The sequence below is a fragment of the Micromonospora sp. B11E3 genome (genome assembly GCF_039871625.1).
In the GTDB taxonomy this organism is placed as follows: Bacteria; Actinomycetota; Actinomycetes; order Mycobacteriales; family Micromonosporaceae; genus Micromonospora.
This window is the reverse complement of record NZ_JBDPMC010000121.1, coordinates 1-14,801: the sequence shown is the minus strand read 5'-3', so window position 1 is coordinate 14,801 and position 14,801 is coordinate 1. Positions and strand designations below refer to the sequence as shown.

Sequence of the window (14,801 nt, the reverse complement as noted above, 5' to 3'; positions counted from 1 at the left end):
AGCGCAGTGGTCCGGTGAAGGCGTCGCGGACGTATTGGTAGTTGGGGAAGCCGGCTGGTGCGGCGAGCGCGGGCGTGGGTGCGGCGGCGAGGCCGGCGCCGGTGGCGGCGACGCCGGCGGCGGCCGCACCACGCAGCAGGGTGCGTCGGGTGATGGGGCCTTCAGGGGTACGCGTCATCGCGGTCGCTCCGTTCATGAGACGGGCCGAAGGAGGCAGGGGAAGCGGGACCGGCCGGGACGGGTCAGCGGGCGGTGTTCGGCCTCGCTGAGCGGTTGTACGGTGTGGACGCTCGTCGCGGACGGGTTCGTTGGTTGACGAGTCTGCGCGCGTCGTCTCGGCGGCGTCAAGACGCTAATCCGAATTGGCAAGGCGGGAGCTCACCGGCGTGGCGGACGTGCCGCGGGGTGCGGTGGGGAGCGGGCGGCGGTGATCGCCTGGCGCAGGGGAGCCTCGACCTCGCCGGCGGCGGCTGTCGTCGGTCGAGGGTGTTGGCCTCTGAGCAGGACGTGGCGGCCGAAGATGGCCGTCGAATGCGCGAATGGCGCTGCGGCGGCTGGGCTGGCCGGTCACTGCCCCGGAGAGGTGGGGGTCAATGACCGGATCTTGCGGATGGCGCAGGAACAGGCGGCGCGGGTGCTGCGGTCGCCCCGGGGTTCGAGCCCGAAGGCCAGCCAGGGCATGAACACGACCAAGCACGCCCGCCACCGGCCACGCGGAGCCGCACGGGGCGCAGGATTGCACCTACGCGCCCACGCGGCCCCGCGGCGGTGGGAAGCAGGGGCAGGGCGATCACCACGACCTTTTCCTCAGGGGAGTTCCCGCCGACCTCGGGTCACCGTACGAACGCTGTTTCTCCTGTAGTACATCGGGACTGTCCACCGATGGGAGCACCAGCGATGGTGGCAGCTCGGACAGGTTGACGTCGACGGCGTAGGGCGACCCGCCCACTCCTTCCGCAGGGGCACCCGCAGACGCCGGGCGGGTCAGCAGCACCTTCAGGTCGTTGTGTTCACGGTCACCGGTCCCGAACACGTCTTTCGTCGCTATCAACCGCTGGAACTGGTTGCCCTGCCTGACGATCTCGCCCGCTTCCACCGAAACGTTCGGCCGCCAGACGCCGTCACCGCGGTTGTGTTCGAACCGCAGCGTCCAACGCCTCCCACTCGCTGACGTCGACGCCCCCAACTCTCCGACGAACATCTTCTGCACGTCACCGGAGAACACGATCCGCTGCGCGAAGAGGGACTCCTTGCTCACCACCATGATCCGCCACGCACCGCTCATACTCACTGCCGGCATTCTCAAGCACCTTCTTCCGTAACCAGGGCCGCAGGTCAGGCCGCGATGGCCGCCCGCACGTCGGCCGCGTGCAACTGGCGCATCTCCTCGACGGTCGGTGCGGCGGCGCCGCGCAACCGGTTGGCCTGCTTGGTCATGGTGCGTTCGAGCAACTGGCGGGCGTACCGGCCGTTGCCGAAGGTCTCGTCCCGGGTCAGGCTCTCGAAGTGCTCGTACAGCAGGGGAATGCTGTCGTTGCTGAAGTCGAAGCCGCCGTCGCGGGCCAGCGTCTGCAGGATGGACACCAGCTCCGAGGAGGTGTACGACTCGAACGGGATCTGCCGGCTGAACCGGGAGGCCAGGCCCACGTTGTTGGCCAGGAACCGGCGCATGTCCCCGGTGTACCCGGCCGCGATCACCACGATGTCGTCCCGGTGGTCCTCCATCAGCTTCACCAGTGTGTCGATGGCTTCCCGACCGAAGTCGTTGCCCTGGCCGGTCAGCGCGTACGCCTCGTCGATGAACAGCACGCCGCCGCGCGCCCGGTTGAACACGTCGGTGGTCTTGACGGCGGTGTGCCCGACGTATTCGCCGACCAGGTCGGCCCGGGAGACCTCGACGAGCTGGCCGGTGCGTAGCACGCCCATCGCGTTGAGCAGTTGGCCGTACAGCCGGGCCACGCTGGTCTTGCCGGTGCCGGGCGGCCCGGCGAAGACCAGGTGCCGGGAGATCGTCGGAGTGGGCAGGCCGGCCCGGGTCCGGGCCTCGGTGGAGGCGATCAGGTCGATGACGTCGGTCACCTCGCGCTTGACCGCGTCCAGGCCGACCATCGAGTTCAGCCGCCCGAGCAGGTCCTGGACGGCCTGTGCCACGCCGGCCGGCGCCGACGGCCCGGCCGCCTGCTCGCCCAGGTCCTCCGGCAGCAGCCGGGCCAGTTCGAGGTCCGAGGCCTGCGGGCTGCTCGACAGCCGGTACGCCTGGCGCCCCAGCATGTCCTCGAACACCTGCCGGGCCACGCGGGCGTTGCCGAACGTCTCGTTGCGGGCGAACTCGCTGAAGTGGCGCACCAGGGCCTGCCGCGTCTCGTACTCCAGCGCGTAGTGGTGGGTGCGGCAGAGCCGCTCGACGATCTCGGCCAGTTCGTCGTCGGAGTAGCTCTCGAACTGGATGGTACGGGCGAAGCGGGACTCCAGGCCCGGGTTGGCGGCCAGGAAGGTCCGCATGTTCGGGCTGTACCCGGCGACCACCACGACCACCTCGTCACGGTGGTCCTCCATCAGCTTGACCAGGGTGTCGATGGCCTCCCGGCCGAAGTCGTGGCCGCCGCCGCCCCCGCCGTTCGAGAGCGTGTACGCCTCGTCGATGAACAGCACCCCGCCCAGGGCTTCCTCGAACCGGGCCGTGGTCTTCACGGCGGTGCCGCCGACGTGCTCGGCGACCAGGTCGCTGCGGGACACCTCCACCAGTTGCCCGCTGGAGAGCACCCCGAGGGTGGCCAGGATCCGGGCGAAGATGCGGGCCACAGTGGTCTTGCCCGTGCCGGGTGGCCCGGCGAAGACCAGGTGCCGGGACATGGGCGGTACGTGCAGCCCGGCTTCCCGCCGACGCTTGGCGATCTGGTTGAGCCCGACCAGGGTGGCCACCTCGTGCTTGACCCCGGCGAGGCCGACCAGCCCGTCCAGTTCGCGCAGCAGCGCGGCCACCGGCCCGTCCGCTTCCCCGCCACCACCCGGCGTCCCGGCACCCGGCGTCCCGGCACTCGGCGTCCCGGCCTCCGGCGTCCCGGCACTCGGCCCGCCACCGGGTGCGCCGGTGCCGGGACCGCCGCCGGCGGGTGCCACGGGACCGGGCGGCCCGACGGACGGCGCAGGGACCGGCGGGCGGGTGCCGGACGGGTTCCCGGGCGGGGCGACACCCGACCCGGTACCTCCGGTCGGGGCGGGAACGGATCCCGGGGCGCCGCCGGCCGGCGGCGCATCCGGTCGCCCGGCCCCGGGCGGCGGGAGAGAAATCGGGCGTCCGTTGTGGCCGGTGTCGACGTCGGACAGTTCGACCGCGGCGGTCGGGCTCGGCGCGTCCACGGCGACGCCGCCGTTGCCGCGCACCACCCCGCCGCGAAGCCGCACCGGCGCATCGGTCTCCACCACGACACCCGGGCCCTGATTGCCCACGATCTCGCAGTCCGCCGCGGTGATGGTGCTGCCGGCGCCGGCCCGGATCCCCGGACCGCGGCTGCCGCTGATCCGGCTGCGGGACAGGGTGACCGCGCTGGGGCCACCGGTCAGCACACCCGCCCCGCCCGACTCCTCCACAGCCACGGAGGACAGTGTGGGGCGGGCGGTTCCGGCCACCTCCACGCCGACCCGGCAGCCGGTGAGCCGGGAGTTGGACAGCACGGTGGCCGCGCTGTCGGCGAGCTTCGCCCCGGCGGCCCGCGCTCCGGTGATCTGGCCGTCGGAAAACTGGCCGGCACCGCCGGTCGCGTGCAGGCCGTACCGGACGCCCTCGATGGACAGGCTGTGCAGTCGCGGCGCGGCTTCCTGCTCGATCGCCACACCGATGGGGACGTCGCGTACCCCGACCCCGTCCAGCCGCGCCGTCGACCGGCCGGTCAGGAACACGCCCGCGTCGGCGCAGCCCGCCACGGTCCCTCCGGTGAGGTGCGGCGCCGCCGCGTCGTTGACCACCACCCCGGCCGCGCCGCAGTCGCGCACCTCGCAGTTGGTCAGCTTCGGCCGGGAGGCACCCCGGCAGTCGAGGCCGTGGCCGCGGGCCCGGGTGATGACCGTGTCGGAGAGCGCGGGCGCCGCCTGCGCCATGGTCACCACGGCGTGCACCCGGGTGTCCAGGATCTCGCAGCGGTCCAGCACCGGGGCCGCCTCGTCGCTGGCGAGCAGCCCGACCTCGCCGCCGAGCAGCGTGGTCCCCGCCAGGTACGGCCGGGCGGCCTGCTGCGCCACGACGGCGTACTGGCCGACCTCGTCGACGCGGCAGCTCTCCAGGCGCGGGGCGCTGGCGCCCACGGCCAGTAGCGCCGCCTCCGCGATCCCGGTGAGCGTGCAGTCCCGGAACACCGGGGCACTCGACCCGGACGCCAGGATCGCGTACTTGGCGATGTCATGTACGCGCACGCCGGTGTACTCGCCCGCGCCGGCCTCGTGGACGATGCCGGCCCCGCCGGAGTTACTGATCGCGCCGCCACGCATCGCCATGGCGCCGCCGCGCACGTGGATCGCGGCCGGCGCCGTGGCGTCGATGGTGCACGCCTCCAGGCGGACCCGGCCGGCGGCCACCTGGAACAGCGGCATCCGCTCGTCGCCGCCGCGGATGGCGATGTCCTGGATCAGGATGTCGCCACCGGCAGCCAGGATGGCCCCGCCCGTGGGTACCTCGATGGTGACGGTGCCCGGGCCGTCCTCGGCGACCAGGACGACATCCCGGCGGAACAGCGGCGCCTCGCGGTACACGCCAGGGCGTACCGCAACGGTGTCGCCGGGCGTCGCCGAGTCCAGGGCCCGGGAGATGTCGGTGAGGCAACCGGTGTCCCTGGCCGACACCGACAGCACGCTGGTGGTCACGAATTTACTCCTTCATGGCTGTCGCCGGCCGGTCGGGGCTGGAGCGCGAACGGGCGGCCGTCGGCCACGAAGCCCAGCGGCCACGGCAGCGGCGCGGGCGCCGCGCGTTGCGACTGTGCGGCGAGCGCGTCGCGCAGCTTGCCGGCCACCCGCTCGTCGAGCCCGCGTTCGTGGTGCCCGAAGACGATCTCCCGCAGCAGTATGCACGGCGCGCCGTCCGGCCCCTCGTCGGCGCCGAGCACCGCGAAGCGGGTACCGGCGGCGAACATGGCCCGCCCGGCTTGGGCATCTGGCCCGCCCGGGACACCCAGGTGGTCCAGCCGCCGTGCGGTCGCCGACCAGATCGCGTAGCGGCCCGCGCCGCCCTCGGTGCCGCCGTTCACCGACACCGTGGTGAACGCGGGCTCCACCAGCAGTTCCCCGGCACGGTACCGGCCGGTCACGTCCAGTCCGGCGGGTGCGACGGCGAAGACGGGGCCCCCGATGGCCGGCAGTTGTTTCAACCCCGCGCAGGCGCATCGGGCCAGCAACTGGACGTCCTCGTCGGGCGTGCCCCCACCGCGCAGCGCGCCGTTGACCCGCTCGCCCACCCCGTTGAGCAGGGCCAGCACCGCGACCAGCCCGGCCATCATGTCGTGCTCGCCGACCGCGCTGCGCAGCCCCGGGTGCAGCGACAGCGCCCGGGTCACCGTCCGGGAGTGTGCCTGGAACTTCCAGCCCAGCACGGTACGCAACCGCTCCCGATCCGCCTCGTCGGTGCGCGCGCGTACCCCGAACCACGCCGCCCCCGGTCGGTCGGCGCGTGGCGCCGGCGGCGGGCCGGCGTCCGCGCCGGCCGCCGGGCCATCGGTGGTGTCCGGGGCGGTCGCCGGGGCGGCAGGGGCGACGGTGGCCACCGCGGCAGTCGAGATGGCGGCAGTCGGGACGGCGGCAGTCGAGATGGCGGCAGTCGGGACGGCGGCAGTCGAGGAGGCCGCCAGCGGCCGGCAGGTGTCCAGCTCCAGCCGGGGCGGCTGGAACTCGGGCAGCACCATGCGCCGAACGCTGAGGTCGGGCCGGGGGACCTCGATCACCGGAACGGCCAGGCCGCGCACCCCCAGCGCCGCTTCCACCCCCGAAGACATCGCGGGCCCGGATTCCTGTGCCGCAGCGCGTGACGTGGTCGCCGCGGAGTCGGCGAGCGACGGGGCGGTCCCCGGATCGGTGGTCAACGGCGGCGGTGCCGGCCCGGGCGGGGGCGACGACACCGGGGACGGCGGCTGGCGGTTCCGGTTGCGGCCGGACGCCCCGCCGGTCGGGGTGGGGCGGACGCGTACCGGCCCAAGCGGGGGCAGCAGGTCACCCGCCGACTCCGGTTCGTCCCCGCCGTCCGGGCGCCAGCACCAGAACAGCCCACTCGTGGAGGCGCGCCCGAAGGTGAATTGGATCCCGGCGTCCGAGGCGTAGACCGGTGCCCCCAGGTCGACCGCGAGCTGGTGCAGGATCTGCCCGGCCCCGTCGGCCGGCGCCGCCCCCTGGGTAACCAGCAGCACCGGCCGACCCCGCCACCGGGGGCAGTGCCAGATCGCCTGGGCCATGTCGGCGGCGTCCAACGGCCGGCCGCCCAGTTGGAAGCCGGACCGGTCGGCCTCGGCCGCGAGCGCGAACCAACCCGCTGGGCCGGGGGTGACCGATCCCGGGGCCTCCCACGGCCCCAGTTCGAGCACCGGTACTCGCGAACCGGCGCCCGGCAGGATGCGCGCCACGGCGGCACCCACCGCCTTCGACGCCTGGCGCAGGTACCGCGCCACCTGCTGCCCGGCCGGAACGCCCTCGGCCGGCTGCGAAAGTTTCCAGGACAACGGCAGGCGTGCCCGCTGCCACGGGGCGAGCAACTCGGTCACGGCTGCACCGGCCGGTGCGTACCGCCATCCGGTATGGCCCCGGGCGCCGCGGCCCACAGCCCCGCGTCCGCCGGTGCCACGCCGGCAGGCGATGGGACTTCGGACGAGGGGGCGTCGGCCAGTGGGACGGGGTCGTCGTCGGCCAGTGGGACGGGGTCGTCTTCGGCGTCGGATACCCGCCGCAAGACCATCGCCCCGGGGTCGGGCCTGCACAGGTGCACCAGGGCACGGTGCACGGAGACCTCGTCCAGGAGCTCGACGCGCCCGTTCTCGGCCAGGTGCGCGGCCAACTGCGGATCCGGCGCCAGGCCGTAGTTCTCCAGGTAGTAGGCGACCGCCTCGCTCCACACCCAGGTCCCGTCGGTACGCAGGTGCATCGGTACCACGTCGCCCCGCTCCGGGGCCAGGATGTCGGCCATCGCGCCGCTGCTCCACGCGATGACCATCCCCCCGCGCAGCGCGTCGAGCAGGTTATCGCGTTCCGTGGCGTCGGAGACCACTGGCCGGTTGCTGGCGAACCACGGGCCGCGTTCCGGATCGACGCCGTCGAAAAGCCGGGCGGTGGCCACCGGCACGGCCGGCCGTGGCGCCCACAGCAGGGCGCCGGACGAGCGGGCCAGGGTCTGGTAATACGGCGCTCCTCCGGCCCAGCAGACCTCGACCTGGGCCTCGGGGTCTCCGGCCTCGACCATTCTCTGTCGCAATTCGACGCCGAACGCGGTGAGCCCGTCCATGGCACTCTCGACGCTGACCACGGCCACCCGTATCGGGTCTTGCCAGGGCCGAACGCTGGGCGGCAGCCGCCACGCCCGCCACACCCCGCGTACCGCCGGGATTGCCGACACCGCGGCCACCAGCGCCTGGTCCACCGGGTCGAGGGTGTCGGCCGGGTCAGCGGTGCGGTCCTGTGGGCGCACCACCCACTCCAGGTCTTCCTGTGTGGTCGGCAGGTCCGACAGGAACCGCCACGGTGCCGGCGGACGTTCGCCGCGCAGCTCCTCCAGCGCCAGGCCGAGGTCGAGGTCCCCGCCGCTGAGTGCCAGCTCCTCGCGCAGGGCCGTAATCTCGTCGGCGTCCAGTTGCAGCGGCTGGGAGACCGCCTCGAAGGCGATCGTTTGTACGACGTCCAGCCGCCGGCCGGCGGCCAGCGCCTCCCGCGCGTCGGTCAGCACGCGGTCCGGCAGCGAGCCGGCCAACCGCAGCAGCAACGCGTGCATGGTCTCGTCACGCTCGGCATCCCGGGTCGTCTCCGGTGCCACATCCAGGTCCGTGTCCACGTCCACGGTCACCGCCCTCCTTCACCCCGTCCAGGGTTCATCTGTGGCACGCCCGGGCGGGGCAGCAGGGTTCACTACTGCACCGGCCGGGTGCGCTTATTTGTGCCGCCACCACGACTCGGTGCTGGTCCGGTCTTCCTTACGGAACTCCGTGCTGACCTGGCGGCCGTGCACGATCATTCCCGCGTACCAGGTGCGGGCCACATAGTTGAACGGCCCCATGTCGAGCGGGCCGGCCTCCCGCGCGTTGGTGACGCAGAAGTCGAACATGTCCCGGCAGAATTCCAGCACCGTTTCCCGCCGGCCGCCGGTGAGCCCGCAGTTGAGCAGCGGGATACCCCGGTTGTCGGACAGGAACTGCAACAGCTTGGCGCTGCCGCCGTGCTGGTACACCATCCACGGAATGCACAGCGGCGCCGGCTCGTCGCCCACGTACAGCCGGTCGTCCATCTCCGGGAACGGATCGCGCAGCATCTCCACGTCGGTACCGTCGACGCACCACACCTGATCGATCTCGGGGTGCTCGCGCAGGTACCGCCACCAGCACAGCCAGCGGTGGAAGTACGGCGAGCTGATCTCCCCGCCCGGCGCCACCCGGACGTGCGTGACCAGGTCGGTGTCCGGCTCGTCGAGGCAGTCGTGCAGCACCACCAGCCGCCGCCCGTGCCGCTCGACAGAGCGGCGCAACTCGGCCAGATCGTCGTAGTTCGGCGTCCAGGTGATGCCGCGCTGCGCGTCGGGCTGCGCGGTGAGGTACGTGGTCAGCACCACGTTCTGCGCCGCCGCCGCACCGACGGGGACGGTACGGAACTCGCGGTACTCGGTCGAGGTGTAGCTGGCCTCCGACCGGGTCTTGAGGTTACGTACCAGGTGGAAGCGCTCGATGTCGGACACGCTGGAGCCGACCTTGGTGCGCTCGTCGCAACTGAAGATGAGCTCTCCGCTGCCGACCACGTCGGCGAACCGGAACGAGGTCAGGCCGGCGTTGTAGATCCGGTTGGACAGGTCCACGTGCTCGTACCCCCACCGGCCGTACCGGGTGTCGTACCCGCCCACCCGGTCCAGCACCCGCCGCTCGAGGTAGAGCATGCAGCCGCGGGGGTGGGTGTACGCCCGAAGCTGCGCGTCCCGGTAGATCTCCGTCGAGTCGGTCAGCCGCCCACGCGGGGTGTCGGTGAAGATGTACATCAGATGCGGCTCGGGACTGTCGATGTATGGCCGCTCCCAGCCGTCCGCGACCGGCCAGCAGTCGTCGTCGAACAGGAACAGGTGCGTACAGCCCCGCTCGACCAGCAGTTCCAGGCACTTGTTCTTGGCCCGGGCGATGCCGACGTTGCTGTCGAAGCGGAACGTCGCCTCCTCCACCGGCTCGTCGCTGGCGTCGTCGACCACGACGATCGCGGCGCCGCTGGGCGCGTACTTGCGAATCGCCTCCAACGCGGTACGGAACACGGGGCCCCGGTTGTGCGTCGTGATCCCGATGCCCACCGCCGGAAAGTCCGTCTCCTGCATACCCACCTCTTCGGTCGGGCGCCACGGCGCCACTGCTCGGGCCGCCGCCCGGCCCGGGTCCCGGCCGTCGCGGCCGTGCCGGACGACCGTCGCCGCCTGCCTTTCGCCGGGCGCGAGGTCGTCCATATGGGGCACGGCATCGCGGCACCGTCGGGTTCACCGGTCGACGCGCGAGCCAGCGGCGGCGCGGCGGGGGCCGCGGGTACCAGCGCCGGGCGTAGGGATAACCCTCCCCAACCCGCGGGTTCGCACCCGCCGGAGCAGGGGTCGCACCATGTCGAGCGACCGGCCCCTGGCGGCAGAGTCAGGGCATGGCCGAACGAGTGCAGAGCAACGGACACAGCAGCACGCCGGAGAGCGACTCCTACCTGCGTGAACTGATGGACACCTACCAGCAGCCGCTGCTGCGGTACGCGCAGCGGCTGACCGACGGCGACACCGGGCGCGCCGAGGACGCGGTGCAGGAGGCGTTCCTGCGGGCGTGGCGGCACCTGGACCGGCTCACCGGCGACCACGGGTCGGTGCTGGGCTGGCTGCGCCGGGTGGTGCACAACCTGGTGATGGACGGGTACCGCATGAAGAAGGCCCGGCCGACCGAGGTGGACATCGAGAACGCCGCCGAGGTGGCCACGGCGGACCCGATGGCCGGCGTGGTGGACTCCCTGCTGGTCGAGCAGGTGCTGCACGGGCTGTGGCCGGAGCACCGGGCCGCGCTGGTGGAGACGTACCTCCACGGCCGGACCGCGGCCGAGATCAGCGAGACGCTCGGGGTACCGGTCGGTACGGTGAAGAGCCGGGTGCACTACGCGCTGCGGGCGGCCCGCAAGGCGACGGCCAACCACCTGCTCTGTGCCGCGTGAGCCCTGAGGCGCGACCGTGGCGGAAGGCCGTCGCAGCCTGTGAGCCGGGCCAGCCCGGCCCGACCGGAGCCGCCTACAGTAACGGCATGCGCTCGACCCAGCGAACCGACGGATCACCCCCGGTGCCGGGCCCGTCGGACAAGGTGGCACGGGTGGTCGACGCGGTGCACGGCCTGCCGGGGCGACCGCTGCCGGGAGCGCAGGCCGAGGCCCTGGCCCGGGCGCTGGGTGGGTGCCTGGAGGCCGCCACGGTCACCATCGCGCTGTGGCTGCCCCTGCCGGCGGGCCACGACGCGGACCCGGCGGCCGAACACACCGTGCAGGAGTACTGGTGGACCGCTGCCGGCGCCGAGGCGGCGGCACCCGGAACCGGGGCGGCGCCGGTCCGGCTGTGCGACGGCGAGCAGGTCCTGGCCGACCTCGTGATCGAGCCGCCGGCGGCGGCCGAGCGGCTGCTCCGGTGGCCCGAGCTGCACACGGTGACCCGCCTGCTGGTCAGCGACATCCAGGCCCAGCTGATCACCGGCGACGCCGAGAGGCTGATCGGCCAGAGTGACCTGCTGCTGGCCGACGCCCGGCTGCGGGCCGCGGGCGAGATGGAGCACCAGCGGTACCAACTGGAGCGCGACCTGCACGACGGCGCCCAGCACCACATGGTCGCGTTGCAGATGTCGCTGGCCATGGTGGAGTATCAGCTGGGCGCCGGCAACGCCGTCGAGGCGGGCCGGCACCTCGACCGGCTGCGGGAGATGCTGGCCAGCACCGAGGAGGTGCTGCACACCACCGCGACCGGCCTGCTGGCACCGTTGGCCGACCACGGTCTGGTGACCGCGTTGGCCGCCCGGCTGGGCACGCTCGACACGGTCACCCTGGACATCGATGCGCAACTGACGGACCGTCGGTACCCGCCCGAGGTGGAGACCGCCGTCTACCTGGCCTGCCTGGAGGCGGTCAGCAACGCGCACAAGCACGCCCCGGGCGCCGCGGTCACGCTGACGCTACGCGCCTCCTGCCGGGGCCTGAGCTTCGAGGTGGCCGACACCGGGCCGGGCTTCGACACCGGCGGGCGGATGCCGCTGCGCCAGCTCGCCGCCCGTCTGGCCTCGGTCGACGGCACGCTGACGGTACGGTCGAGCCCGAACACCGGTACCCTGGTCAGCGGGTTCGTGGCGAGCTGAGCCGTCCCGCCGGTACCGCCGGGCCGCCCGCCCGTGGTGCCTCACGCCGGTCACCCGACGCCGTCGGTGAGCAGCCGCTCGCACGTCCGTACCAGCAGCGCGCACGCACCGCGCCCGGCCGGTCCCGAGTCCGGCGCCATGGACTGGGTCCGCCAGAACACCAGCGCCCTGCTCGCGGCCTGGGCCACCTGCCCCGAGCCGGCGTCGTCGGCCAGGCCGAGCCGGGACCGCGAGTCCAGGCCGTGCGCACCGAGCAGGCGCAGCGCCTCGTCCTGCCCGCGCGGCAGCCGGATCCGCCGGCCCTGCAGCGCCTGCAACAGGTCCAGTTCGGCCACCTCGTACGCGCCCGCGACGGCCGCCTCCACCGCCCGGGCGAACTGGCCGTCCAGCTCCCCCGCGATCAGGCAGGCCGCCAGTGCGCGCAGCGCCCACCGGGCGGCCAGTACCGCCGCCCAGGCGCGTACCCGGGCGCGCAGGACCACCTCGATCGCGCTACCGCCGCCCGGGGCCGCACGCCAGTCCACGGTCGCGTCGCACATCGACCTCAGCTGCTGCTGTGATCCGGCCGTCGCGGCGGTACCCTCGCGCAGCGCGCAGATCGTCACCGGGGGGAAACCGTCCCCGCCCGGCGAGCGCAGGGCGGCCAGGAACTCCAACTCCGCCGCGCTGCCCGGCCCGGACAGCACCAGCACGACCGCGTCCGGGGGCCCGTCGGCAGTACCCGACCAGTGGCGCAGCCGGGCCGCGAGGTCGGCGTCGACCCGGTCGCGGTGGTGCAGCAGCCGCAGCCCGCGCAGCGCGTCCACGGGACCCTCCACCAGGATGCGGTCCGCCCCGGCCGCTGCGCCCGGCCACGCGGCGCCGGACCGGTCGGGCAACCGGATTGGCCGCCACGGGGGCGCCCCGGGCGCCGGGTCCAGCGTGACCCTCGGGTATGGCTGGTACTGGTAACCGGTCGGCGGGGCCACCCCGGCCGATGGATCCCATCGGGCGGTACCGGCCGGCTCGTACAGCACCGACATCAGCTCAGGTGCCGAGGAGCCGACCACCACCACCCGGGTCCGACCGTCCTGCCGCTCGATTGCGACCCGCAACGGCTGGCTGTCCGCGGGCGCCTCCCGGCTGGTCACGAGCAGGGTCAGCAGCCGGCGCGCGGTAACACCGGCCGGCAGCTCGGGTGCGGCTGCGGTGGCCTCGCCCGGCTGCGGCCCGGCCGGCTCCGGCGCGGCGGTACGCGCGGGCTCCGGCCCGTCGCCGCCGAGCCGCTCCGGCAGCAGGATGTCCACCACGGTCGGCGCGCCCCGACCGGCCCGTTCCACCCGCAGCCGGCCGCCCAGCGCGGCCAGCCGCCGGGAGTCGTCCCGCAGCGCCGCGGCGACCCGGGCCGGGTCGGCGCCGGCCCGCTGCGCGTGGATCGTCAGCACACCGTCGGACCGGCCCAGTTCCAGGTGCACCGGCTGCTCGCCACCGCTGGCGCCCAGCGCCGCCGCCGCGGACGCACCGGCCTGGTACAGCCCGGACTCGACCTCCCAGCCCTGGCGCCGGCCCAGTTCCCCGCGGAGGACCACCGGCACCGGCAGCGCCGCGGTGACCTCCTCCAGCGCCGCGCGCACGCCGGTACTGCGCAGCACCTGCGGGTACACCCCGCGGACAACGGCCCGGAACTGCTCGATCATCTCGCCCAGCCCGGCCCGGATGCCGCCGGCGATCGCCGTGGCCTGCGGTGAGCCGGCGCGCAGCGCCCGCTCCAGGTCCGCGGTGCGGTCCAGGATCGTCCGAAGCTGCCGGCCGGGCGTCGCGGTGACCGCGGTGGCGAGCCGGTCGCGCTCCACCGCCTGCACCGTGAGCAGCTCGAGCTGGGTCGCGCTGACCCGCCGTACCGCCCGGTCGACCCGGGCCCGGGCGGCGGTGCACGCCGCGCGGTGGCCCGCCTGCCGCAGCAGCAGGCCGACGCACACCGCTGTCTCGCCCAGCGGCGCCGCCGCGGCCAGCGGGGACCGGGGATTCTCCGGGTATGCCAGCACCAGCACCCCGTACCGGGCGCCGCTCGCGGTCACGTCCGCGGTCGCGACCACACCGGCCGTGCCGAGCAGCAGGTCCGGGTCGGCTATCGGGTCCGGCAGCGCACCCAGCATCCAGCGCCGGGACCGCCACGCGATCTCGGCTGTCCATGATGAGGCACCGGTGCCGGGTGCCGTCTCCTCCGGCAGCCACAGCGCCGCGTAGCGCACCGCTTGGGCCCGGGCGAGCTCGCCCAGCAGCGTACGCAGGATCGGCCGGTATCCGCCAAGCGGGTCCCGCGGCCCGGCCGGCGCGGGCAGCGCACCCGAGGACACCAGCCGGGCCAGGGCGGTGAACGGCCCGGTCGGGCGGGGTGGGCGCCCCGACTCGCTGTCCGTGTTCCGGGGCACGGTGCTAGCCCGCCATCTGGTTCGAGCGCATGTACGCGAGCACCGCCAGGACCCGCCGGTGGTGCGCGGCCGACTCAGCCGGCAGATTCAGCTTGGTGAAAATGCTCGCGATCCGCTTCTCGACCGTTTTCACCGACAGGAACAACTCCGTCGCGATCGCGGAATTCGACCGTCCTTCCGCCATCAGTCGCAGCACGGCGCGTTCCTGGTCGGTGAGATCGGCCAGCACACTGCGTACCGGGGGGCTCGGCCGGTCCACCAGGTTGGCGGCCAGCGCCGGCTCGATCACGATCTCACCGGCGGCGATGCGCACCAGCGTGTCGGCGAGCACGGCCACCCCGGCCACCTGGTCCTTGAGCCGGTACCCGATCCGCTCGGTGCCGATCTCCAGCAGCCGGAACAGGTAGTGCGCCTCGGCGTGCTGGGACAGCAGCAGCAGCCCGACGTCGGGATATTCCGCCCGTACGCGCTGGGCGGTCTGCAGTCCGCCGTCCGCGCCTGGCGGCATTCTGATGTCCATGATGGCCACGTCGACTGGGGTACGGGCCAGCAACTCCAGCAGTCGGTCGCCATCCTCCACGCAGCCGACCACCTGGTGCCCCGCCGCGGACAGCAGCAGTTGCAGCCCCTCCCGGAACAGCGCGCCGTCGTCGGCAACCGCAACGTCCATGGATCGTCTCCCGATGTCAACAACCGCGATCTTGTGACCCAGAATACTGCGGCGTATCGTGATGGCGCCGTTAACCAGCTACAACGTTGTTGCATGGTAACGGCGGCGGGCTCGGCGAGGGGAATCTGGTTATGTATGGAGTGGGTATCGACC

At 73.5% G+C, this 14,801-nt stretch carries 9 protein-coding genes; 2 read left to right on the top strand and 7 right to left on the bottom strand.

The features are described 5' to 3' along the window. Positions 1 to 790: 790 nt before the first annotated feature. The 5 genes from ABGB16_RS31680 to ABGB16_RS31660 all read right to left on the bottom strand — a co-directional run bounded on the left by ABGB16_RS31680 (position 791) and on the right by ABGB16_RS31660 (position 9,655). Positions 791 to 1,300 (bottom strand): hypothetical protein, encoded by a 510-nt coding sequence (locus ABGB16_RS31680; protein WP_347671749.1) that lies wholly within the window; start codon positions 1,298 to 1,300, stop codon positions 791 to 793. Positions 1,301 to 1,335: 35 nt separating this feature from the next. Then, positions 1,336 to 4,857 carry a right-handed parallel beta-helix repeat-containing protein gene (locus ABGB16_RS31675; protein ID WP_347671748.1) on the bottom strand — a complete coding sequence of 1,174 codons (3,522 nt, stop codon included), beginning with the start codon at positions 4,855 to 4,857 and terminating at the stop codon, positions 1,336 to 1,338. Continuing rightward, positions 4,854 to 6,740: a hypothetical protein gene (locus ABGB16_RS31670; RefSeq protein WP_347671747.1), complete on the bottom strand. Its 1,887-nt coding sequence runs from the start codon at positions 6,738 to 6,740 to the stop codon at positions 4,854 to 4,856. The genes ABGB16_RS31675 and ABGB16_RS31670 overlap by 4 nt, the downstream gene beginning before the upstream one ends. Continuing rightward, positions 6,737 to 8,029 carry a hypothetical protein gene (locus ABGB16_RS31665; protein ID WP_347671746.1) on the bottom strand — a complete coding sequence of 431 codons (1,293 nt, stop codon included), beginning with the start codon at positions 8,027 to 8,029 and terminating at the stop codon, positions 6,737 to 6,739. Before ABGB16_RS31665 ends, ABGB16_RS31670 begins: the two co-directional genes overlap by 4 nt. 84 nt (positions 8,030 to 8,113) lie before the next feature. Further along, positions 8,114 to 9,655, bottom strand: a complete 1,542-nt coding sequence (locus ABGB16_RS31660; RefSeq protein ID WP_347671745.1) for a galactosyltransferase-related protein — start codon at positions 9,653 to 9,655, stop codon at positions 8,114 to 8,116. Positions 9,656 to 9,840: 185 nt separating this feature from the next. On the opposite strand from ABGB16_RS31660, the gene ABGB16_RS31655 reads away from it, so the two are divergent. Together ABGB16_RS31655 and ABGB16_RS31650 are read left to right on the top strand one after the other, a co-directional pair. Continuing rightward, positions 9,841 to 10,389, top strand: a complete 549-nt coding sequence (locus ABGB16_RS31655) for a sigma-70 family RNA polymerase sigma factor (RefSeq protein WP_347671744.1) — start codon at positions 9,841 to 9,843, stop codon at positions 10,387 to 10,389. An 86-nt stretch (positions 10,390 to 10,475) separates the two neighbouring features. Continuing rightward, complete coding sequence (locus ABGB16_RS31650; protein WP_347671743.1) at positions 10,476 to 11,567, top strand: histidine kinase; 1,092 nt, start codon at positions 10,476 to 10,478, stop codon at positions 11,565 to 11,567. Between the two features lie 50 nt (positions 11,568 to 11,617). Here ABGB16_RS31650 and ABGB16_RS31645 read toward each other — a convergent pair whose 3' ends face one another. Both ABGB16_RS31645 and ABGB16_RS31640 read right to left on the bottom strand, forming a co-directional pair. Continuing rightward, the gene (locus ABGB16_RS31645; RefSeq protein WP_347671742.1) at positions 11,618 to 13,978 is read right to left on the bottom strand and encodes a hypothetical protein; all 2,361 of its coding nucleotides are present in this window, start codon (positions 13,976 to 13,978) and stop codon (positions 11,618 to 11,620) included. 4 nt (positions 13,979 to 13,982) lie between these two features. After that, on the bottom strand, positions 13,983 to 14,648 hold the full coding sequence (locus ABGB16_RS31640; RefSeq protein ID WP_347671741.1) for a response regulator transcription factor: 666 nt from the start codon (positions 14,646 to 14,648) through the stop codon (positions 13,983 to 13,985). Positions 14,649 to 14,801: the final 153 nt, after the last annotated feature.